Here is a 21,002-nt window from a genome sequence, read left to right as displayed (position 1 = left end):
CCGGCGGGGGAATGGATGGGGCGCGCAACATTGATCGGGTTCTCGGCGGTCGCCATGTGGGCGCTGCTGGCGCTGCTCACCGACGCTTCGGGCCAAGTGCCGCCGTTCCTGCTGTCGGCCATCACCTTCGCCATCGGCACCTGCGTCGGCCTCGTGGCGCGGCTCGTGATGCCGGCTCCCGACCGGAGCCATAGGATCCCGCCGCAGGTCTGGGTGATCGGCATAGCCGGCCTGTTCGGCTACCACTTCTTCTACTTCACGGCGCTGCGCAACGCGCCGGCGGTCGAGGCGAGCCTGATCGCCTATCTGTGGCCGCTGCTGATCGTGCTCGGCTCGGCGCTGATGCCGGGCGAACGGCTGGCCTGGAACCATGTCGTCGGCGCGCTGCTCGGCCTTGCCGGCACGTTCCTGATCGTTACCAAGGGCGGCGCGCTTGCCTTCGATGCGCGCTACGCCTTCGGCTACGCGATGGCCGCCGTCTGCGCGCTGTCGTGGTCGTCCTATTCGCTGCTGTCGCGGCGCTTCCCCTCGGTGCCGACCTCGATCGTCACGTGGTTCTGCGCGGCGACGTCGGTGCTTTCGCTGGCCCGCCATCTTCTGCTTGAGAAGACGGTGCTGCCGGATGGCCCTGGACAGTGGCTGGCCGTCATCGGGCTCGGCCTGATGCCGGTGGGTGCAGCCTTCTATGCCTGGGACATCGGCGTCAAGCGCGGCAACATCCAGGTGCTGGGCGCCGCGAGCTACGCCGCGCCGCTTCTGTCGACGCTGGTGCTGATCGCTGCCGGCGTCGCCGAGCCGTCGCTGCGCATCCTCGCCGCCTGCGTGCTCATCACCGGCGGCGCCGTGCTCGCGGCGAAGTCGCTGTTGATGCGCAAGCCGGCGGCCAAAGAGGTCAACGCATGATGCCGTTTCCCGGCGGCATCGAGGCCAACGCGAACGCGACGCTGCTGTTCTCGTTCGTCGCGGCCGTGATCTACGCCTTTGCGCTCGACATGCCTCCGAAATGGACGCGCACGGCGGCAAAGACGCTTGCCGTGGGCTCGCTGGCCGTGCTTGCCGCCATGCAGGGCGGTCCGCTGCCGCTCGTCGCGGCGCTGGGCTTGAGCGCCGTCGGCGACGCCTTCCTGTCGCGCGACGGCGAGAAGGCATTTCTCGGCGGGCTGGCGAGCTTTCTGGCCGGCCACATCGCCTATGTCGCGCTGTTCTTGCAGGCGGGCGGCGGGCTCGGCCTGTTGAGCGCCGAATCGTGGCGTGGCGCGATTGCGCTGGCCATGGCCGCATTCAGCATCGTCATGCTTGCCGCGCTCTGGCGCCGCGTCGGCCCGCTGCTGCGGATCCCGGTCGCCGTCTATGTGGCGGCGATCCTCGTCATGGGTATTTCGGCGCTCACCACAGACCAGGTCTGGGTGATTGCCGGCGCGGTGCTGTTCATCGCCTCGGACGGGCTCTTGGCAACCGAGCGCTTCCTGCTCGCGGCGATCTCGCCGCATCGCGTTTGGATGCGCCATGCGGTCTGGGTTCTTTACTACGCCGCCCAGCTGGCGATCACGCTGGGATTTTTATTGGGCGTAGCCGGTTAGGACGTCTTGGGCTGCCAGCCCGGCTCGGCCAGCTCGAAGGCGGCAAAATCGAAGCCCGGCGCCACGGTGCAGCCGACCAGCGTCCATTCGCCGAGGCTGCGCGCCGATTGCCACCAGCCGGCCGGCACGACGATCTGCGGTCGCTCGCCTGCGGCAAGGACCGTGCCCAGCACCTGCTCGATGACCATGCCCGCGCCTTCCTCATGCATCGACAGCGCCAGCGGCGCGCCGGCATAAAAATGCCAGACCTCGGCCGCGTCCTTCACCCGATGCCAGGCCGAAAGCTGGCCTTGCTCGAGCAGGAAATAGATCGCGGTCGAATGACCGCGCGGGCCGCCGTTGGCGTCGCGGAAGGTCTCGGCATACCAGCCGCCCTCGGGATGCGGCTTGAGGCCTAGCGTTGCGATGATCTCGGCGGCGCTGGTGGTCATTCGCATCCTTTGTCTTGATGCATGTCGTTATCCCAAAACCGCTGAACACGTTTGAGCGACATATTTTGCATTGATGCGTGTCGTTGTCCCAAAACCGCTATGCACTTTTGGGCGACACGCATTAGAAATTATCCTTGCGCTTGCGGATCTCGGCAAACACCTCGGCGTCGGATGCGTTCTTCATGCCGAGATGCTTGCGGATCGCCGGATCGTGCCAGCGCAGGAACGGGTTGGTCGACAGTTCCTCGCCGATGGTGGTCGGCAGCGTCGGCCTGTTGTCCGCGCGCAGCGCCTCGATCCTTGCCGCGCGCTGCTTCAGCGCCGGGTTGCTGGGGTCGACCGACACCGCGAAGCGGGCATTGGCCAAGGTGTATTCGTGGCCGCAATAGATGGCGGTTTCCGCCGGCAGCGCCGCCAGCTTCTTCAGCGATTCATACATGACCGGCGGCTTGCATTCGAACAGGCGGCCGCAACCCAGCGCAAACAGCGTGTCGGCGGTGAAAGCCACCTTCGAGGCCGGCAGGTGGTAGGAGACGTGACCGGCGGTATGGCCGGGCGTCTCGATGACCTCGATCCTTTCCTCCCCAAGGCGCACGACCGAGCCCTGGCCGACCGTGTCGTCGATGCCCGGGATTTTCGCCTTCTCGGCTTCCGGACCGACGATGCGAAGCTTGAAGCGCTCCTTCAGTGCCAGATTGGCTTCGACATGGTCGGCATGATGATGCGTGGTGAGGATCAATGTCGGCGTCCAGCCGGTGCGCTTGATCGCCGCCAGGATCGGCGCCTCTTCCGGCGCGTCGATGATGGCCGTCTGTCCGCTTTTCGGGTCATGGACCAGTACGCCGAAATTGTCGGTGCGGCACATGAACTGCTCGATTTCGACCGCCATCGCATGTCTCCATTTGTCGTCGCAGACATAGGGCGGCCGGCCGCCGATGTCATCCGGGTTTGTCGAACTTGCCGCCTTTGTTGAACTTGAGCCCCTTCGCAGCTACCGTCCCGCGCATGCATTCAGATATCGTCGACCTGCGTTCCTTCTATTCGACCACGCTCGGACGCCTGGCCGAGCATTCGATCACCATGGCGCTTTCGTCCATATGGGCAACCGTTCCCAACGAGCGGCTGGTCGGCCTCGGCTACACACTGCCATGGCTGGAACGCTTCGGTACCGATGCCGAGCGGGTCTTTGCCTTCATGCCGGCGACGCAGGGCGCGGTGGTGTGGCCGGTGTCGGGGCCGGCGGCGACGGCGCTGGTCTTCGACGAGGAGCTGCCGCTGGTCGATTCCTGCATCGACCGCATGCTCCTGGTGCACTCGCTCGAACATGTCGAAAACCCGCGCGAGACGCTGAACGAGATCTGGCGCGTGCTGTCGCCGGCGGGCAGGGTTGTCATCGTCGTGCCCAACCGGCGCGGCGTCTGGGCGCGGTTCGAGCACACGCCCTTCGGCAACGGCCGGCCGTTCTCGCGCGGCCAGTTGACCGAGTTGCTGCGCGAGGCGAACTTCACCCCGGCGACATGGAGCGATGCGCTGTTCTTCCCGCCGTCGCCGCGGCGTTTCATGATGCGGTTCCACAATGTGCTGGAGAAAGCCGGCCGGCGGTTCTGGCCGATCTTTTCCGGCGTCATCGTCGTCGAGGCGCAGAAGCGGCTCTATCAGGGTGTGCCGGTCGCGCAGCGCGCCTCTCGCCGCGTCTTCGTGCCGGTCTTTTCGCCACAGGGCGCAACGCGGCTTGGCCGGCGATCGACGCCGCGCCCGGCCAAGTGACGCGTTCGTGATCGCCGCCGCGCCTTGCATCGCGCTTCGATCGTCACCCTATCTGAGGCATGCCCGCCCAGCGCGGTAATCATGACCGCCGCGGAAACCAGGAATATCCTTCATGGACGACCAGACCGATAGAAAGCCGGGCCCAAAAAAGGCCGCCGTCTCGGTCGAGGCGAGCAGCCTCGCCGACCAGGTGGCGACGATCAAGCAGGGGCTGAAATCCTCGCCTGTGCGCAGGCAGCTTACCTGGGTCTCCATCGGCATCGTCGCGGTCATTGTCGCGACCTCAATCGGACAGGTCTTGCTCAACCGCTGGAACCAGCCTTTCTACGACGCGCTGGCCCGGCGCGACATGGCTGATTTCCTGCACCAGCTTCTGGTCTTCGCGATGATCGCCGGCGGGCTTCTGGTGCTCAATATCGGCCAGACCTGGCTCAACCAGATGATCCGCTTGCGGCTGCGCGAGGCGCTGACACTCGACCTGATCGATCAATGGATGCGCCCGGCGCGTGCCTTCCGGCTGGCCAACGCCGGCGCCATCGGCGTCAATCCCGACCAGCGCATGCAGCAGGATGCCGCTCACCTGTCGGACCTGTCGACGGATCTCGGCGTCGGCCTGCTGCAGTCGTTCATCCTGCTCGTCTCCTTCATCGGCGTGCTGTGGGAGCTGTCTTCCGGCTTTGTCTTTCACGTCGGCGGCTATTCGCTGGCGATACCGGGCTACATGGTCTGGGCCGCGTTCCTCTATGCCGGCATCGCCTCGTGGCTGAGCTGGCTGGTCGGGCGCCCGCTGATCAGCCTCAACAGCGAGCGCTATACCCGCGAAGCCGAACTGCGCTCCTCCATGGTGCGGGTCAACGAGAATGTCGATGCGATAGCGCTCTATCATGGCGAGCCCGATGCCAGGCGCCGGCTCGAGCTCGATCTCGGCACGGTGCTGGGCGCCATGCGGCGCATCTTCACCGCACAGATCAACCTGTCCTGGGTGACCGACACCTATGGCTGGATAACGGTGGTGGCGCCCATCCTGGTGGCTTCACCGGTCTATTTCTCGGGCGACATCTCGTTCGGCGGGCTGATGATGGCGGTCGGCGCCTTCAACCAGGTCCATTCGTCCCTGCGCTGGTTCATCAACAACATCGGCAGCATCGCCGACTGGCGCGCGACGCTGATGCGTGTGGCCGATTTCCGGATCGCGCTGGAAGAAACCGATGTGCTGCACGGCACGGAAAGACGCATCGAGTTCAGAGAAAACGCCAATGGCAGCCTGACCTTCGAGAAACTCCAGGTGGCTTCTCCGGAAGGCTGCACCAAGCTCGCGGACCCGCAAGTCGAGATTCATCCTGGCGAGCGCATCATGGTCACCGGCGAGCCGGGCGCCGGCAAGACATTGTTCTTCCGCGCCATTGCCGGCCTGTGGCCGTGGGGGAGCGGGCTGATCGGCCTGCCGGCGGGAGAGACCCCGATCTTCGTGCCGCGCGTTCCATACTTCCCGGCTGGCACGTTGCGCGAGGTCCTCGACCATCCGAACGGATCTGCGCCGGCCAGCGATGCCGAAATTTCGGCGGTGCTTGCCGAGGTCGGCCTCGAGCGGCTGTCATCCTCGCTCGACCGCAGCGGGCGTTGGGAGCGTGAACTGGGCGATGATGAGCAGCGCGCGCTGGCTTTCGCCCGGATCGCCGTGCGCAAACCAAGATGGGTGATCATCGACGAGGCTCTGGACGCATTCGACGGTCCGTCGCTGCGGCGGGTGCTGGCCATGCTGCAGACCCGCCTGCCCGATGCCGCCATCCTCAATATCGGGCGCGGCCTGCACAACCCCCAGTTCTTTCCGCGCTCCTTGAACATCGTGAAGGATACGGGGGCTCCGGCTTTGAAGCCCGTGCGTGTGCGGGCCGGGGCGATCGAGCCGCCACCAGCCGCTGCCCGCGCCAAGAAGAAATAGCTTTATTTCGCCGCGATCGCCGGGAAGAGTGGACGGCGTCGTCAGGACGCTCGCGGCCATGCTCGAGATGCTCAGCCTGCTTGCCTGCCTAACCTGCGCCGAGGCAGCGCCGTTGCCGCCAATCGGCGACGGCGCGCCCGTGGATGTCGAACTCGTGCTTGCCGTCGACATCTCGCAGTCGATGGATGAGGAGGAGTTCGCCCTGCAGCGCGCCGGCTATGTCGAAGCGTTGCGGCACCCCGATTTCATCAATGCCGTGCGCGCGGGTTCCAGGGGCCGCATCGCGCTCGCTTATTTCGAATGGGCGGGCGTGGTGCGCGACGACGGGGTCATCGCCTGGCAGGTCATCGACAACGAAGACAGCGCCAACGCTTTTGCCGACAAAATAGCCGCACGGCCGTTCCGCAGCTTTCGCGGCACCTCGATCTCCGGCGCGCTCGGCTTCGGCGCGGGGCTTCTGGAGAGCGCCGGCTTTTCGGCGCCGCGACGTGTCGTCGACATATCGGGCGACGGGCCGAACAACACCGGGCTGCCGGTCGCCGCGATCCGCGATGCCGCGGTCGCCAGGGGCATCGTCATCAACGGCCTGCCGATCCTGATCAGCCCGTCGCCGAGCGTCAGCCATCTCGACCGCTATTATGCCGACTGCGTGACCGGAGGCGCCGGCTCCTTCGTTCTGCCGATTTATGCAGCGTCGGAATTCTCGACCGCCATACGCCGCAAGCTGATCCAGGAGGTGAGTGGCCTCACCGACGCCAGAGCCATCCGCGTCGAGGATCCGACGCCTGTCGACTGCCTGCTGGGCGAACGCCTGCGGCACCGGTATTCCGATCCCTACTTTCCGGAGCTCGACAGGTAAGCCGGCCGCTGCTTCAGACCGCCCTGGCGCCGTATTTGGCGCGGAACTCGTCGTAGCAGTCGCGCCGCCAGCGGCGGCCGACGACATAGCCGCGCAGGAGTTCGGCCGGCGAGTAGCCGAGCGACTTGGACGACCGGTTGGCGTTATAGCCCGAAAAGGCCTGCGGCAACCTGCCCTTGAGGATATCGGCGATGATCTGCCGCGCGATCATGTAAGGTGGAACTTCGGGATAGCGATCGGCAATATAAGGATGCTTGTCGATCAGATTGGCGTAGGCCTCGACATAGCCGTCGCGGCGGCCGGAGATCGAATTCTCCGAATTGTACTTCTTCCAGTCGATGTCCTCGGACAGCAAGGCGCCGCTGCGCTGTGCAAAGCGCAGCAGCAATTCGCGATCCTGCATGCGCGTCACGTCGCTGTCGTAGCCGCCGATCGCCAGCAGCGACTCGTGCCTTGCCGTGATCGCCGAGCCGGCAATGAAGATGGTCTGCGCGACCAGGGCGCGCTGCAGCGTGCTCTTGTCGAGAAAGGCATCGCGATTGATGCATTTGGTGCTGCGGCCGCCCTTCAGCGACAGGAAGGAACTGATCAACACCTCGAGCGAAGGGTTTTCGTGGAAGCGCGTCAGCGTCCGCTCCAGCCGGTCCGGCAGATAGACATCGTCCGAATCGAGGAACGTCACGACCGGCGCCCGCGCGCGCTCTATGCCCGCATTGCGCGCCGCATTGGCGCCGCGCCATTTGGCGCCGACATAGATCAGCCTCGGGTCGCGGATTTCGGCTAGCGCGGCGGCCGTCCCGTCGGTCGAACCGTCATCGACCACGATGTGCTCGAAGCGGGTAAGTGTCTGCGCCAGAACGCTTTCCACCGCGCGCACGACCTGGCTGCGCCGGTTGTGGGTCGGCGTGATCACTGAGATCAGCGGAACGTCCTGGTTCGACATCGGGCTGCCGCTACCGGTCGGATCTGGCATCTGTCGGAAAGTCGACGGCTATCTTGGTGTCCACCTCTGATTTGCGGTCGACGCTACAAAAAAGCCACCCTTGTGTCACGCCGCGCTCGCCAAGAAATGCCGAAATCAGCGGGTTTTCCGTAACCTTGCGGTCTGATGGCAACACTATCGGCGTTTCGCCTGGCGTAACTGCCCGCTGGGCGAGGTCAGAGGCCGGCTTTGTCTCGATGACGTCCAAGGTAATCGACCAGACTACCTGGCTTTTGCATGGTGACCCCACGAGGCCGGCCGATCGGCTTCGATCCCATGAAGGAGCAGGATCATGACCGCTTACGCCGTTGCCCATATGCGCCAAGTCACGCCGGGTCCCTGGATGATCGAATATCTGGAGAAGATCGACGCCACGCTGGCGCCGTTCGGTGGGCGCTTTGTCGTCCATGGCGGCGACGTCAAGGTCGTCGAAAACAGCTGGCCCGGGCACCTGATCGTCATCGAATTCGCCGACAGGCGGCATGTGAGGGACTGGTACCGGTCGCCGGCTTATCAGGCGATCCTCCCGCTGCGCACCGAGAATTCTGAATCCGACGTGATCTTCGTTGACGGCGTCGAGCATCCGCACAAGGCTACGGATGTGCTTGGAATTCGCTAACTGTGCACGACATAGTCGGGCACGATTTCAACCTTGTCGCGAACGAGCCCTGCCGCCAGGCTGAAATGGCCGAGAAACGCGAATGTGTAGAACGTCAGGCCGACGATCGCCGCGAAGGGAATTTGCCAGACCGGCATGCCGGTCTGCGGCGCGTGATTCACCACGCGCCGCAGCGTGCGCCACGACATTGTCCCCCAGCGCGTGAATGATTTGACGATGCGCCGGGCGCGGCTGGGGGAGTGGAGCTCGACGAATTTTCGATCGGCATCCCTGCCGGTCACCAGCGCGCGCCAAAAGAAGAACCGCCAGCCGCGCGGGGAATAGTGGTGGACGCGCGCGTCCACGTTGACGATTTTGTGGCCTTCACCCCAAAGCTGATGCATCAGGAGCGTGCAGGAGACCTTGAAGCCGTTGTGTGCTGGAAACGGGTGGCTGGATATCCAGTCGCGCCGGAAAGCGATGTTGTTGGCATTGATAGCACGCTTCGAGGCAAATCTCTTGTCTCCCTCAGCCATCGGGAAGAACCAGATCAACGCGAAGGTCCGCGAGAAGAAGTCATCATGGGAAAGATAGGTGTGCCCATTGACGCAGATGGTTTCAGGGTCGTCGAAGGGCTTCAGCAGGGTTGAGAGCCAGCTTCGTTCCGGAACTGTGTCGGAATCGAGAAAAACAAGGACGCTTCCTTCGCTCCAAGGGATGCCGTTGTTCTTGAGGTCGTAGTATCTGCCGCCAGGACAGGCAGCGAAGGCCAGGTCGGCAACCTGCGCCAATTGGGGCGCTTCGGCTCCGATGCGGCTTCGCAATGAGACGGCGTCAGTTTCGAGGCCGCCATGCGAGATAATGACCTTCGGCCTCGCAAATCCGGTAGCGGAAACCTGGGCGATCTCGCGCGCCAAGGCTTTGAGCCCAAGCCCAATCTCATCCCAATCGATGGATTTGGCATTCTCCATCTCCATGACGACAGAATAGGCAGGATGTTCAGCCATCGCGACACAGCCAATTAATCAAAAGTAGTGGCTATAGCCCTGACAGCATGCTGTCAAATCATCGAGATGCAATTGTGCACTGGGAATTTGTTAGATGGGCTATTTTATCATTCGGTATCGGAAGCTGGACGGGTCGGCATATTCGGACAGGAAACGCTTTCGCCATTCTTCATTGATTGCATCGCGCTGGATTTCGAGACCTGACCGGAGGTTGGTCTCCCAGTTGGGCTCCACATTCACGAGCTGCGCGAGTTTGGTCAGGCTCCCTGCCGGATCGCGCTGAAGCTGCTCGTAAGTCAGGGGGAGGAAGGACAGGCCGTTCTTCGCGAACCAACCGTCCCATGTCACGTTCTCCATCAAAATCTTTTCCAGGGACTCTGCGATTGCATGGCCGTCATAGCGTGGCGGTACATGGCTGATCTCGCTGGATCGGAATTCGCGGGTTTGACGCGCACGTGCCCATGAGATCGCCTGGCCGAGCAGATCGTCACGGGTTAAGCGTACATAGCTCAAATTCGGAAGGCTGGCCGGCAGCTTCACCTTCTTGGCCAGTTGTGTGAACTGGCTCGCAAAGAGCTTGATTGCGTAGACACCGGTAGAGGACCGTCCCTCGGTCAGCGCACGCAGAAGCTGTGCGCGGGGATCTCGCGGGTAACCCGGCAACTCCAGCAGACGTCGCCCGCCAAACCATTCCAGCGGATGGCCCAGCCCGGCGGAAGCCATCAATCCCGCGAGATGATTGCTGCCGCTCCGCGGTGATGTGCAGACGAGAATTCCCGCCCGTACTTCGGACAGAATGTTCGGCGGGATTTCCACCACTGCTGGGGGCCGGCGAAAGAGACGCATTCCGTCATCGCCTCAGCAGAAACACCGCCTGCTGGCCGAAGAAGTTCCAGAACCACCAGGGCATCGACAGGCCGATCTTCTGGCCGTTGGCGTCGAGCGCGGTCGCCTTCTCGACGGTCGCGCCGAGCTCCTCGCACAGGTTGACGAAGTCGCGGATGGTGCAGAAGTGGATGTTGGGCGTGTCGTACCAGGAGTAGGGCAGATCCTTGGTGACCGGCATCCTGCCCTTGACCAGCAGCGAAAAGCGCACGCGCCAGTGGCCGAAATTGGGGAAGGAGACGATGGCGCGGTTGCCGATCCGAAGCAGCTCGTCGAGCACGACCTTCGGGTTGCGCGTCGCCTGCAACGTCTGCGACAGCACGACGAAGTCGAAGCCCTTGTCGGCGTAGAATTTCAGATCCGTGTCGGCGTCGCCCTGGATGACCGATAGCCCGCGCGCCACGCATTCGTTGACGCCGCGCTGCGACAATTCCAGCCCGCGGCCGTCGACCTGCTTGGTCTCCTGCAACAATTCCAGAAGCAGGCCGTCGCCCGAGCCGACATCGAGGACGCGCGAACTGGGCGGGATGAGATCGGCGACGACGTCGAGGTCGACGCGCTGGGCGCGATTGACCGTCATGGCTTCGCCTCCTGCAAGGCGCATGATCCCGGCCCGAAAAGTCTGCAACTTTTTGCGTTCGCTGGCCTTCGGTTCGGGGTCATAGGTTGAGGCCCCTGGCGCGGGCGGCCGACGCGATGAAGCCGTTGATGGCCGCGAACAGCTCCGGCTCGTCGAGCAGGAAGGCGTCGTGGCCGCGATCGGTCTCGATCTCGACGAAAGAGACGGAAGCGCCCGCCGCGTTCAAGGCATGCACGATCGACCGGCTCTCCTCGGTCGGGAACAGCCAGTCGCTGGTGAAGGAGACCAGGCAAAAGCGCGTCTTCGTGCCGGCGAAGGCGTCGGCGAGACGCCCGCCGTGATCTGCGGCAAGGTCGAAATAGTCCATCGCGCGGGTCAGATAGAGGTAGGAGTTGGCGTCGAAGCGGTCGACGAAGGTCATGCCCTGGTGGCGCAGATAGCTTTCGATCTGGAAATCGGCGTCGAAGCCGAAGGTGAGCGCATCGCGGTCCTGCAGGTTGCGGCCGAACTTGCGGTGGAGCGCGGCTTCCGAAAGGTAGGTGATGTGGGCGGCCATGCGCGCGACGGCGAGGCCCTTTTCCGGCCGCTTGCCGAAATCGAGATATTTGCCGCCGTGCCACTCCGGATCGGCCATGACGGCCTGTCGGCCGACCTCGTGGAAGGCGATGTTCTGCGAGGAATGGCGGGCGCCGGTGGCGATCGGCAGGGCGCAGAACACGCGCTCCGAATGGCTCGCCGCCCATTCCAGAACCTGCATGCCGCCCATCGAGCCGCCAAGCACGCAAAACAGCTTTTCGATGCCGAAATGATCGACCAGCATCGCCTGCGCGCGCACCATGTCACGGATGGTGATGATCGGCAGATCGAGCCCGTAGGGCTTGCCGGTGGAAGGGTTGGTCGAGGCCGGGCCGGTCGAGCCGAGGCAACCGCCGATGACATTGGAGCAGATGACGAAGAAACGGTTGGTGTCGATGATCTTGCCGGGGCCGATCAGCACCTCCCACCAGCCGGGCTTGCCGGTCACCGGGTTGGTGTTGGCGACGTGCTGGTCGCCGGTCAGCGCGTGGCAGACGAGGATGGCGTTGGAGCGCGCGTCGTTGAGCGTGCCGTAGGTCTGATAGGCGATCTGGAAAGGCGAAAGGATAGTGCCGGCGTCGAGCTTCAGCGGCTTGTCGGGGCCGAACTGCAGCACCGGGCTCGACGGATGGTCGACCTCGTCCTTGGTTCTTGCAGCGCGCTGAGCGGCCATGTCCGTCCTCATCCTGTCCCGATCGGTCTCGTCCCGATGCGGTGTCCGGCCGGCAGCGGACAATAAAAAACCGGCATTGCCGTCGCAAAGCCGGTTACAGGTTGCAAACGGCCCTTTAGCGAGTTGTTTAACGTGGCTGCAAGCCGACCGGCCAAATCACCACGGAAGTCTGGCAGCTCTTCTAGGACCAGCGCCGCGCTTCGTCAACGGGTAGCCGCTTCGCGGCACCAAGCGGTAGCACTCGACATTCCAGCCCGTGGCCTGTATTTCCGCTGCGGCCTTGAAGAGGCCCTCTCGACGGATTTGTGACATGAAGCAGGATCAGCCCCGTCCGACGCCCCGCGCGGGCATCATGGACATCGAGGCCTATGTGCCGGGAAAAAGCACCGCGCCAGCCGGCGTGATGAAAGTCTACAAGCTGTCGTCGAACGAAAATCCGCTCGGCCCTTCGCCGAAGGCGATCGAAGCCGCGCGCGAAGTCGCGGCGAAGCTCGACGTCTATCCCGACGGCACGGCGCGGCGGCTGCGCGAGGCGATCGGCGAGGTGCATGGGCTCAATCCGGCGAACATCATCTGCTCCAACGGCTCCGACGAGATCCTCGGGCTCCTGGCGCAGGCCTATCTGGCGCCGGGCGACGAGGCCGTGTTCACCGAGCACGCCTTCATGGTCTACAAGATCTACATCCAGGCGGCGGGTGCCAAGCCAGTGGCGGTCAAGGAAACCGACGAGCGCGCCGACATCGACGCGATCCTGGCCGCGGTGACGCCGGCGACGCGGATCGTGTTCCTCGCCAATCCCAACAATCCGACCGGCACCTATGTGCCGTTCCAGGAAGTGCGCCGGCTGCACGCGGCCTTGCCGAAGGACGTGCTCCTGGTGCTCGATGCGGCTTATGCCGAATATGTGCGGCGCAACGACTATGAAGCCGGCATCGAGCTGGCGGGCAGCTCCGAAAACGTGGTGATGACCCGCACTTTCTCCAAGCTCGGCCTCGGCGGCGCGCGCATCGGCTGGATGTATGGGCCGGCGCATATCGTCGATGCGATCAACCGCGTGCGAGGCCCCTTCAACGTCAATGCCACGGCCATCGAGGCCGGCATCGCCGCGATCCGCGACCGCGCCCATATCGAGCGCAGCGTGACGCATAACGAGAAATGGCTGGCCTGGCTCAGCGCGGAGCTGACCGGGCTTGGCCTGCGCGTCACGCCCAGCGTCGGCAATTTCGTGCTGATCCATTTTCCCGACGGCAAGAAGCATTCAGCGGCGGCAGCGGACGATTATCTCAGCCAGCGCGGTTACATCCTGCGCCGCGTCACCGGCTATGGCTTCCCCAACGCGCTGCGCATGAGCATCGGCACCGAAGAGGCCAATCGCGGCGTCATCGACGCGCTCAAGACCTTCCTGAAAAGCTAGAACGCCATGGCATCACCGATGTTCGAGAAAATAGCGCTGGTCGGCATCGGCCTGATCGGCTCGTCGCTTGCGCGTGTCATCCGCCGCGAGGGGCTTGCCACGCACATCGCCATCGCGACGCGCAGTGCATCGACGCTGAAGCGCGCCGAGGAGCTTGGCCTTGGCGATTCCTACACGACGGATGCCAGGGAAGCGGTGGGCGATGCCGACCTCGTCATCGTCTCGGTGCCCGTCGGCTCGTCCGGCGAGGTCGCGGCCGAGATCGCGCCGGCGCTGAAGAAAGGCGCCATCCTGACCGACGTCGGCTCGACCAAGGCCTCGGTGATCGCGCAAATGCAGCCGCATGTGCCGGAAGGCGTGCATTTCATCCCCGGACACCCGCTGGCCGGCACGGAAAAGTCCGGACCGGATGCCGGCTTTGCCGATCTCTTCGAGAACCGCTGGTGCATCTTCACGCCGCTGCCGGGCACCGATCCAGCGGCGCTCGAGACGCTGTCTGAATTCTGGCGGCGCTGCGGCTCCAACATCGATACGATGGACCCGCAGCATCACGACATGACACTCGCGATCGTGTCGCACCTGCCGCATATCATCGCCTACAACATCGTCGGCACGGCGGACGACCTGGAAGCGGTGACCAAGAGCGAAGTCATCAAATATTCCGCTTCCGGTTTCCGCGACTTCACCCGCCTTGCCGCCTCCGACCCGACCATGTGGCGCGACGTGTGCCTGCACAACAAGGACGCGATCCTGGAGATGCTGGCGCGTTTCTCGGAGGATCTGGCCTCGCTGCAGCGGGCGATCCGCTGGGGTGACGGCGAGAAGCTCTTCGACCTCTTCACCCGCACCCGCGCCATCCGCCGCTCGATCATCGAGGCCGGCCAGGATATCGACGTGCCGGACTTTGGCCGCCAGGCGGTCGAACACCCAAGCAAGCCTTAAGCTTCCGCACCGGATTTTCACCGGTCGGCTACTTTCGAGATTGGCCAAAACGCCCGGTCGTTCGTCATCCACGGGCGGAGCAAGGAGCGAAGCGACGCGCGCAGACCCGAGGATCCATTCCGTGACTTCCGAGTGCGGCGGCGGTGCAGAATTCTGCTCCGCCGCATTCCACGGCTCAGGTCACGGAATGGATTCCAGGGTCTCCGCGACGCCGCTTCGCGGCTGCTCCGCCCTGGAATGACGAGGTTGAGCGCCCTCCGCCAATCCCCAGCGTTTGTGCCGATTTCGCGGAAATAAGCGAGATAATCTTGCGCGCTAGCCTTGCTCCGATGACGGCCAGTGCGCCGCCATCATCGCCAGGGTCTCGGCCCGGTCCGGCGCGCCGAGCCGCCCGCCGAAGCGCAGGCATTTGAGCGCGGCGGCGGCGCTGGCAAAGCGCAGGGCTTCTTCCACGGGCATGGCCTCCGCGAGGCCGACGGCGAAGGCGCCGTGGAAGACGTCGCCGGCGGCGAGCGTATCCACCGCCTTGACCTTCGGCGCCTCGACGTGGCGCACGCGCTTGGCCACCCGGTCGTGCCACCAGGTGCCGGCCGCACCGCCGGTCACCGCGACGAAGGCATCGGTGCGCGAGGCGAGGTCGGCGCAGGCGCTTTCGGGGTCGAGCGCGTGGCCGCAGACAATGCGCGCCGCCGGTTCGGACGCCACGATGTGCGAGGCCAAGGGCAGCAGGCGCTCCAGCACCTCGACGGGTGCTGTATCGGCATCCAGGATCGCCGGGCGGCCGATCGATCTTGCCGCGCTCAAAGCCAGCGCCGCGGCGCCCGGCCAGCGGACATCCACCAGAACGGCATCGAAGGCGGAGAGGTCGGCGAGCGGCAGCGCCTCGGGGTCGGCTTGCGCCTTTTTGTCGTAGAAGGGGACGATGACGCGCTCGCCATGCGCATCCACCAGGATCGCGGCCAGCGCCGATCGCGCGCCGGCGACGCGGCGGATAAGGCTGCAATCGACGCCTTCGGCCTGAATGTCGGCGATCAGCTGGTCGCCGACCGGATCGTCGCCGGCGCTCGCCCAAAGCGACACTTCGGCGCCGAGGCGGCGCGCGGCGCAGGCGGCGCTCGTCGCCATGCCGGAGGCGATCTGGACGCCGTCGCTGGCGATGAATTTGCCTTGATGCGCGGGCAGCGTCTCGACGCGAAGGATCGTGTCGAGGGTGAAGGCGCCGACGCTGAGCAGTCTGACCGGCGGCGGCATTGCTGCGTTACTCCAACGGCTTGATCTTGCCGAGCGGGATGAAGCCCAGCGAGGCCTTGCCCTTGACGATCTTCAGCGGCAGGGACGGCTCCTTGCCAAGCATGGCGATGGCGGCAAAGCCCTGCTCGATTTCGCTCTTGTGCTCCGGCATGGCGCCGCCAAGGATGGACGCCACCGCCTTGGGGTCCTTGAGCTTGATCGTCAGGCTTGCGTCGATCAGCCCTTCCGTGTCGACGGAGACCGGTCCGGACACGGTGATGCGCGCCGTGCCGGACGACAGGTCGAGCTTGGCGATGTCGATCGACTGGCCGCGCAGGCTTTTGGGCGGTGCCGCGATCAAGGCCACGCCGTTTTTCACCGTGACTTCGCCGCTGCCGTCCAAGGCGGGCAAGACGCGTCCGTCGATGGCATCCGCATTGATCTCCAGGTCGCCGAAGCTGCCGACATAATTGATGTCCTGGCCGGCCGGCTGCAGTTGGCCGGCCGCCTTGCCGGCGCTGAACAATTGCATCGGATCGGTGTCGTCCTGCGGATCGGTCTGACCGTTCAGGCCTTCAGCCCGCAGCGAGACACTCCGCGGCAGCGGCCACCACACTTTGACATTGGCCTGCAGCTGGTCCCAGTCGATCCACAGTGGCGGCATGCCGGGCGCCATCGTCCGCAGCGGCCCGCGCAGGTCGGCAACGGGTGACAAAGGCCCAGTGATCCCGGCGACGGCGTTGAAGCTTCCGGTGGAGGCCGCGACCTTCCGGGTGTCGTCCTCATAGGCGATGTTGTCGCAGGAAACCGTGAAGCTCATCGGATAGCCGCTGACGGCGAGGTTGGCGCAGCCGGCGGCGATCCCCTTGCTGCCCAGCCGCGCCACCGCCTGGTCGGCCTCGGTCTTGAGCCTATCGGCGAGATAGAACCAGCCGCCGCTGTAGATGGCGAACAGCACGACAAGGAACGCGGCAAGCCAGAACAGCCGGCGGCGAGGTTTGGGCGATCGCTCGTCACTTGACGTCATGCTGTGGCTCTCGTTAACCCCTGATGTGCGAGCGGGCATTTACTCTCACGCAAACAGCGGGGGACAGAAGAAGCACCTTGGCGGTGCGGTGTCGTTCACTCGAATGCGATCAGGCTTGGCGATATGGGCGATTTTTGGGTTTTTGGCTATGGGTCGCTGATCTGGCGGCCGGGATTTGCCCATGTCGAGACGCGCCGCGCCCGGCTTTACGGCTACCGGCGCTCGCTTTGCGTCTATTCCTTCGTGCATCGCGGCACACGCCGCCGGCCGGGCCTGGTGCTTGGCCTCGACCGGGGCGGCTCCTGCATCGGCCTCGCCTACCGTGTTCCCGGCAATTTACGTGACGAGGTGCTTTCCTACCTGCGCGAACGCGAGCTGGTTACCAGCGTTTATCTCGAACGCATGCTGGATATCCGGCTGGATGGCGGCGGGGGAGGAGGGGGCGGTCCGGTCGAGGCGGTCACCTACATTGTCGACCGACAGCATGAGCAATATGCCGGCTCGCTCGATGCCGATCACGCCGCAAACGTCGTTCGCGGCGCCGTCGGCCAATCTGGCCGGAACGAGGACTATGTCTTGAGCACGCTCGAGCATCTCGAGGCGCTCGGCATTCGCGACCACTGGCTGGAGGAGGTGGGCCGCCAGGTCGCATCTTTGTGAGGGTCTGGTCCGATCAAAAAGCAAAACCATGCCTTTGACCTCCGCCGGACACGACCTAGCTTAGCGGCAACCCATCCCTTGGCCATCAGGCCCGTTCAGCACCACGGAGATCAGTCTTGCAGAAACGCCGTCTCGGTCGCACCGACCTTTCCATCGCGCCGCTTGTCCTGGGTGGCAACGTCTTCGGCTGGACTGCCGACGAGAAGACTTCCTTCGATCTGCTCGACCGGTTCGTCGGCGCGGGCCTGAACGCCGTCGATACGGCCGATGCCTATTCTCGCTGGGTTCCCGGCAACAAGGGCGGCGAATCGGAAACCATCATCGGTAACTGGATGAAAAGCCGCGGCAACCGCGACAAGGTGGTCGTCATCACCAAGGTCGGTTCCGACATGGGCCAGGGCAAGAAGGACCTGTCCGCCGCCTATATCGAAAAGGCGGTGGACGCTTCGCTGAAGCGGCTGCAAACGGATGTCATCGACCTCTATCTGTCGCACTGGCCGGATCCCGCCACGCCTTACGAGGAGACGCTCGGCGCCTATCAGCGGCTGCTCGAAAAGGGCAAAATCCGCTATCCCGGCTGCTCCAATCTCGATGCCGGCCAGCTGCGGGCCGCGCTCGACGTCGCCAGCCTGCGCAGCCTGCCGCGCTACGAGGTGCTGCAGCCCGAATACAATCTGTACGATCGCTCGTCGCTCGACGGACCGCTGCTCGACCTCTGCAAGGCCGAGGATATCGGCGTCATCACCTATTTCAGCCTGGCCAAGGGATTCCTGAGCGGCAAATACCGCAGCAAGGCCGATCTCGGCCAAAGCGAACGCGGGGAGGATGTGGCCGAGTATCTCAACGAGCGCGGCATGCGCATCCTGTCCGCCCTCGATGCGGTGGCGGAGCGCCATTCGGCCAAGCAAGCGGAAGTGGCGCTGGCCTGGATCATCGCGCGTCCGGGCGTCACCGCGCCGATCGCCAGCGCCACGACGCCGGCCCAGATGGACAGCCTGATCCGCGCCGCGTCGCTCAAGCTTTCGGCCGACGACATTGGGGCATTGGATCGGGCGAGCGCCTGACAGCGCGCCGCGCACGATCGTCCAAGACGGCCATGACAAAACCCTCGTAAGTCCTGTCGCATTGCGGCAGCAGGAGGGTTCGGCTTGGCCGGTGGCATCTTGAGCGAAACGCAGCCCTGGCAGCAAGTGCTGGCGCTGGTCCTGGCGGCGACGGTCGTCATGGGCAGTCCGGGACCCGCTACCATCAGCGTCACCTCGGTCGGCGCGGCTTTCGGTCTACGCCCTTCGCTCGGTTACACGTCCGGCGTGGCGGTCGGCACGATCGCCGTGCTTCTGGCGGTGGCGACCGGGATTTTCGGCATGCTGACCTCGCTGCCGGTTCTCGCGCCGGTGCTGGCGATCGCCTCGGCGGCCTACATCCTTTTTCTCGCCTTCAAGATAGCGACAGCGCCGCCATTGGCCGAGCGCGGCAGTATGGCGACGAAGCCTGATTTTCCCGGCGGCTTCATGCTCGCCGTCGCCAATCCGAAAGCCTATGTGGCGATCGGCGCCGTGTTCGCCGGCGCTGCGTCGCAGGCCGATACGCTCGGCGTTTCCACCAGGCTGCTGGTGCTTGCTGTTATGATCGTCGCCATCCATGTGGTCTGGCTGCTTGCCGGAACGGCTTTCGCGCGCTTCCTGCGCCACCCGCTGGCCTCGCGGATCATCAATCTGGTGTTTGCCGCCATGCTGGTGCTGACCACTGCGCTGGCGCTGCGATAGTGCGTTTCACCGTTTCACGGAACCGGTGAAACGCCCTATCTCTTTGTTTTTACGCAATTCCGGACGGAAGGCTACGGCGAAGTCGCCGAACCTGACCGCTTACACTTTTCCTGGAATTGCTGTAGCCGATCAGGCCTTCGCGGTCACGCCGAGCTCGGCCAGCCGCTTCACCGCCGTCGGCGGCATGGGTGGCGGGTTCGGGCCCTGCGCCGCCTCGACGAGCATCTGGTCGCAGGCGGCTTCGGTCTCGCCGATCAGCCGCTGCATGAATTCGTCCTTGCCGAGCCCAGGCGGGATCGGCGGCAGGAAGCGGGCCTTGATGGTGCCGGGATAGCGCAAGAATTTGCGGCGCGGCCAGTAGAGGCCGGCGACATGGGCGACCGGCACCACGGGCACGCCCAGTTGCGAATAGATCTCGACGATGCCGTATTTGTAGGACGGCTCGGCGCCCGGCGGGCGGCGCGTGCCTTCGGGATAGATGATGAGCTGGCGCGGGTTGCGGTCCATCTCCTGCCTGGTCGCGGTGACGACCGCCTTCAGCGCTTTCGAGCGGCTGCCTCGATCGACCGGGATCATGCGCATCTTCATGATGTACCAGCCGAAGAAGGGGATCCAGGTCAGCTCGCGCTTGAGGATGTAGAGCGCGTCGTCGAGATAGGGGAAGAAGGCGATCGCGTCCCAGAAGGACTGGTGCTTCGGCGCCAGGATGAAGGAGCCTTCGGGCAGGTTCTCGACACCCGTGATCTCGCTCTTGGTGCCGGCGATCTTGTCGTAGAGCCACATCGAGGTGCGCGACCAGAATTTCGGCACGAACCAGGCGCGGTGGCGCGGCGACAGGAAATAATAGGGCGTCCAGAAGACCATCTGGACGATCAGGCTGAGATAGAAGACGAGGTTGAACGCCAGCGAGCGGATGGTGAGCATGCAAGGGGCCCGTGAGGAAGTGTGCGTTGGTTACACCAAGCGGCGGCAAAATGGAAACGGCACGGTGGTTGAATGCCGGCCACTCTTGTTTGCCGCAATTCCGGACGGAGGTTACGGCGAAGCCGCCGAACCTGACCGCGAGGCACTTTTCCTGGAATTGCTTACAATGACCGCGCCAGCCGTTCCTTGAGGCGGGGTGCTGCAAAATCGAGGAAGGCGCGCAGCTTGACCGGCAGTCGGCCCTGGCCTGCATGGACGAGGCTCACCGGCCAGGGCGGCGGTTCGAACGGCTCCAGCACCACCCGCAACGCGCCGGCGCGCACCGCGGCATCCGCCTGGTAGGAGAGCACTTTCGTCAGGCCAAGCCCGGCAACCGCGGCATCGATCGCCGCCTCGGCGGTGTTGACCTGCAGGCGCGAGCGGACCGCAATCGCGGTTTCGCTCCTGCCGGCGACGAAACTCCACGTCGCCAGGGAAGCAAGACCTTCGAAGGTGATGCAGTTATGGCCGGCAAGGTCCCGCAGCTCAGCCGGCGTGCCGTGCTCGGCAAGATAGGCCGGGCTTGCGCAGACGATGCGGCGGATCGAGCCGACGCGTGTTGCGACCATGGCCGAATCCGGCAGTTCCCCGATGCGCACGGCAAGGTCGATATGCTCCTCGACCAACTGGGTGATCCGGTCCGCCAGGGTCAGGCGGACATCCACTTGCGGATAGACGGCGAGAAAGCCGGTGACCACAGGCAGCACATGCAGGCGGCCGAAAACGACCGGCGCGGTGATCACCAGCTCTCCGGTCGGGCTTGAATATTCGCCGGCAGCAATGCGCTCAGCCTCGCTCACCTCATCGAGGATGCGGCGGCAGGCGGTGAGATAAGACTGGCCGGCCTCGGTCAACGTCAGGCGCCGCGTCGAGCGGTTGAGCAGGCGCGTCTTCAAATGCTTCTCCAGTTCGGAGAGTTTTCTGCTGACGGTCGCCAGCGGCACGCCGGCGCGGCGCGCCGCGGCTGAAAGGCTGCCGGCCTCCACCGTGGCAACGAACAGGGACATGGCGTCGAGGCGATCCATTATTCTTCCGGAAAATGGAAGGATGGATTGCGAATATGCCATCTACGGTTTGCATATGGAAGGACGCATTTTACTCCAGTCACCAACCAACAGGA

The 21,002-nt window shown here is 64.5% G+C and carries 22 protein-coding genes and 1 riboswitch; of the genes, 11 read left to right on the top strand and 11 right to left on the bottom strand.

Features of this window, described 5'->3' with window-relative positions; all coding sequences use genetic code 11:
• Positions 1–15: 15 nt before the first annotated feature.
• Both yddG and RFM52_RS16775 read left to right on the top strand, forming a co-directional pair.
• Positions 16–903: an aromatic amino acid exporter YddG gene (yddG, locus tag RFM52_RS16780; protein WP_320296664.1), complete on the top strand. Its 888-nt coding sequence runs from the start codon at positions 16–18 to the stop codon at positions 901–903.
• Complete coding sequence (locus tag RFM52_RS16775; RefSeq protein ID WP_320296665.1) at positions 900–1,580, top strand: lysoplasmalogenase; 681 nt, start codon at positions 900–902, stop codon at positions 1,578–1,580. Before yddG ends, RFM52_RS16775 begins: the two co-directional genes overlap by 4 nt.
• Here the strand turns inward: RFM52_RS16775 and RFM52_RS16770 are convergent.
• Both RFM52_RS16770 and gloB read right to left on the bottom strand, forming a co-directional pair.
• Complete coding sequence (locus tag RFM52_RS16770; protein WP_320296666.1) at positions 1,577–2,011, bottom strand: cupin domain-containing protein; 435 nt, start codon at positions 2,009–2,011, stop codon at positions 1,577–1,579. The genes RFM52_RS16775 and RFM52_RS16770 overlap by 4 nt on opposite strands.
• A 121-nt stretch (positions 2,012–2,132) precedes the next feature.
• Positions 2,133–2,900, bottom strand: coding sequence for a hydroxyacylglutathione hydrolase (gene gloB / locus RFM52_RS16765; protein ID WP_320296667.1), 768 nt, complete (start codon positions 2,898–2,900; stop codon positions 2,133–2,135).
• A 116-nt stretch (positions 2,901–3,016) separates the two neighbouring features.
• Here gloB and RFM52_RS16760 point away from each other — a divergent pair, with 116 nt between their 5' ends.
• The 3 genes from RFM52_RS16760 to RFM52_RS16750 all read left to right on the top strand — a co-directional run bounded on the left by RFM52_RS16760 (position 3,017) and on the right by RFM52_RS16750 (position 6,579).
• Entirely contained in the window at positions 3,017–3,778 is a 762-nt protein-coding gene (locus RFM52_RS16760; RefSeq protein ID WP_320296668.1) for a class I SAM-dependent methyltransferase, read from the top strand.
• Between the two features lie 112 nt (positions 3,779–3,890).
• A complete protein-coding gene (locus RFM52_RS16755) occupies positions 3,891–5,720 on the top strand; it encodes an ABC transporter ATP-binding protein/permease (protein WP_320296669.1) in 1,830 nt (609 codons plus the stop codon).
• 67 nt (positions 5,721–5,787) lie between these two features.
• On the top strand, positions 5,788–6,579 hold the full coding sequence (locus RFM52_RS16750) for a DUF1194 domain-containing protein (protein ID WP_430699272.1): 792 nt from the start codon (positions 5,788–5,790) through the stop codon (positions 6,577–6,579).
• Between the two features lie 13 nt (positions 6,580–6,592).
• Here RFM52_RS16750 and RFM52_RS16745 read toward each other — a convergent pair whose 3' ends face one another.
• Positions 6,593–7,552, bottom strand: coding sequence for a glycosyltransferase family 2 protein (locus RFM52_RS16745; RefSeq protein ID WP_320327860.1), 960 nt, complete (start codon positions 7,550–7,552; stop codon positions 6,593–6,595).
• A 301-nt stretch (positions 7,553–7,853) separates the two neighbouring features.
• Here RFM52_RS16745 and RFM52_RS16740 point away from each other — a divergent pair, with 301 nt between their 5' ends.
• On the top strand, positions 7,854–8,180 hold the full coding sequence (locus tag RFM52_RS16740; protein ID WP_320296673.1) for a DUF1330 domain-containing protein: 327 nt from the start codon (positions 7,854–7,856) through the stop codon (positions 8,178–8,180).
• Here RFM52_RS16740 and RFM52_RS16735 read toward each other — a convergent pair.
• From RFM52_RS16735 to metX, 4 genes are all read right to left on the bottom strand, one after another.
• Positions 8,177–9,130, bottom strand: coding sequence for a glycosyltransferase (locus tag RFM52_RS16735; protein WP_320296674.1), 954 nt, complete (start codon positions 9,128–9,130; stop codon positions 8,177–8,179). The two genes, RFM52_RS16740 and RFM52_RS16735, sit on opposite strands and share 4 nt — an antisense overlap.
• Before the next feature lie 135 nt (positions 9,131–9,265).
• The gene (locus tag RFM52_RS16730; protein ID WP_320296675.1) at positions 9,266–10,012 is read right to left on the bottom strand and encodes a Stf0 family sulfotransferase; all 747 of its coding nucleotides are present in this window, start codon (positions 10,010–10,012) and stop codon (positions 9,266–9,268) included.
• A gap of 4 nt (positions 10,013–10,016) precedes the next feature.
• The gene (gene metW / locus RFM52_RS16725; RefSeq protein WP_320296676.1) at positions 10,017–10,631 is read right to left on the bottom strand and encodes a methionine biosynthesis protein MetW; all 615 of its coding nucleotides are present in this window, start codon (positions 10,629–10,631) and stop codon (positions 10,017–10,019) included.
• Between the two features lie 79 nt (positions 10,632–10,710).
• Entirely contained in the window at positions 10,711–11,880 is a 1,170-nt protein-coding gene (gene metX / locus RFM52_RS16720) for a homoserine O-acetyltransferase MetX (RefSeq protein ID WP_320296677.1), read from the bottom strand.
• A 95-nt stretch (positions 11,881–11,975) separates the two neighbouring features.
• Positions 11,976–12,053, bottom strand: a riboswitch (SAM riboswitch).
• A 128-nt stretch (positions 12,054–12,181) separates the two neighbouring features.
• On the opposite strand from metX, the gene hisC reads away from it, so the two are divergent.
• Together hisC and RFM52_RS16710 are read left to right on the top strand one after the other, a co-directional pair.
• Positions 12,182–13,294 carry a histidinol-phosphate transaminase gene (gene hisC / locus RFM52_RS16715; protein WP_488253296.1) on the top strand — a complete coding sequence of 371 codons (1,113 nt, stop codon included), beginning with the start codon at positions 12,182–12,184 and terminating at the stop codon, positions 13,292–13,294.
• 6 nt (positions 13,295–13,300) lie between these two features.
• A complete protein-coding gene (locus tag RFM52_RS16710; protein ID WP_320296679.1) occupies positions 13,301–14,236 on the top strand; it encodes a prephenate/arogenate dehydrogenase family protein in 936 nt (311 codons plus the stop codon).
• A gap of 315 nt (positions 14,237–14,551) precedes the next feature.
• Here the strand turns inward: RFM52_RS16710 and RFM52_RS16705 are convergent, their stop codons facing one another.
• Positions 14,552–15,487 (bottom strand): sugar kinase, encoded by a 936-nt coding sequence (locus RFM52_RS16705; RefSeq protein ID WP_320296680.1) that lies wholly within the window; start codon positions 15,485–15,487, stop codon positions 14,552–14,554.
• Positions 15,488–15,494: 7 nt separating this feature from the next.
• Complete coding sequence (locus RFM52_RS16700; RefSeq protein WP_320296681.1) at positions 15,495–16,493, bottom strand: DUF2125 domain-containing protein; 999 nt, start codon at positions 16,491–16,493, stop codon at positions 15,495–15,497.
• Positions 16,494–16,616: 123 nt separating this feature from the next.
• On the opposite strand from RFM52_RS16700, the gene RFM52_RS16695 reads away from it, so the two are divergent.
• The 3 genes from RFM52_RS16695 to RFM52_RS16685 all read left to right on the top strand — a co-directional run bounded on the left by RFM52_RS16695 (position 16,617) and on the right by RFM52_RS16685 (position 18,919).
• The gene (locus tag RFM52_RS16695; RefSeq protein WP_320296682.1) at positions 16,617–17,153 is read left to right on the top strand and encodes a gamma-glutamylcyclotransferase; all 537 of its coding nucleotides are present in this window, start codon (positions 16,617–16,619) and stop codon (positions 17,151–17,153) included.
• A 116-nt stretch (positions 17,154–17,269) separates the two neighbouring features.
• Positions 17,270–18,217: an aldo/keto reductase gene (locus RFM52_RS16690; protein ID WP_320296683.1), complete on the top strand. Its 948-nt coding sequence runs from the start codon at positions 17,270–17,272 to the stop codon at positions 18,215–18,217.
• A gap of 84 nt (positions 18,218–18,301) precedes the next feature.
• A complete protein-coding gene (locus RFM52_RS16685; RefSeq protein ID WP_320296684.1) occupies positions 18,302–18,919 on the top strand; it encodes a LysE family translocator in 618 nt (205 codons plus the stop codon).
• A 129-nt stretch (positions 18,920–19,048) separates the two neighbouring features.
• On the opposite strand, the gene RFM52_RS16680 is transcribed toward RFM52_RS16685, so the two are convergent.
• Both RFM52_RS16680 and RFM52_RS16675 read right to left on the bottom strand, forming a co-directional pair.
• Positions 19,049–19,843 carry a lysophospholipid acyltransferase family protein gene (locus tag RFM52_RS16680; protein WP_320296685.1) on the bottom strand — a complete coding sequence of 265 codons (795 nt, stop codon included), beginning with the start codon at positions 19,841–19,843 and terminating at the stop codon, positions 19,049–19,051.
• A 161-nt stretch (positions 19,844–20,004) separates the two neighbouring features.
• The gene (locus RFM52_RS16675; RefSeq protein ID WP_320296686.1) at positions 20,005–20,907 is read right to left on the bottom strand and encodes a LysR family transcriptional regulator; all 903 of its coding nucleotides are present in this window, start codon (positions 20,905–20,907) and stop codon (positions 20,005–20,007) included.
• Between the last annotated feature and the right edge of the window lie 95 nt (positions 20,908–21,002).

Source organism: Mesorhizobium humile, from assembly GCF_033977215.1.
Classification (GTDB): Bacteria; Pseudomonadota; Alphaproteobacteria; order Rhizobiales; family Rhizobiaceae; genus Mesorhizobium; species Mesorhizobium humile.
The sequence above is the reverse complement of the archived record's forward strand: the minus strand, read 5'-3'. Positions and strand labels throughout refer to the sequence as shown.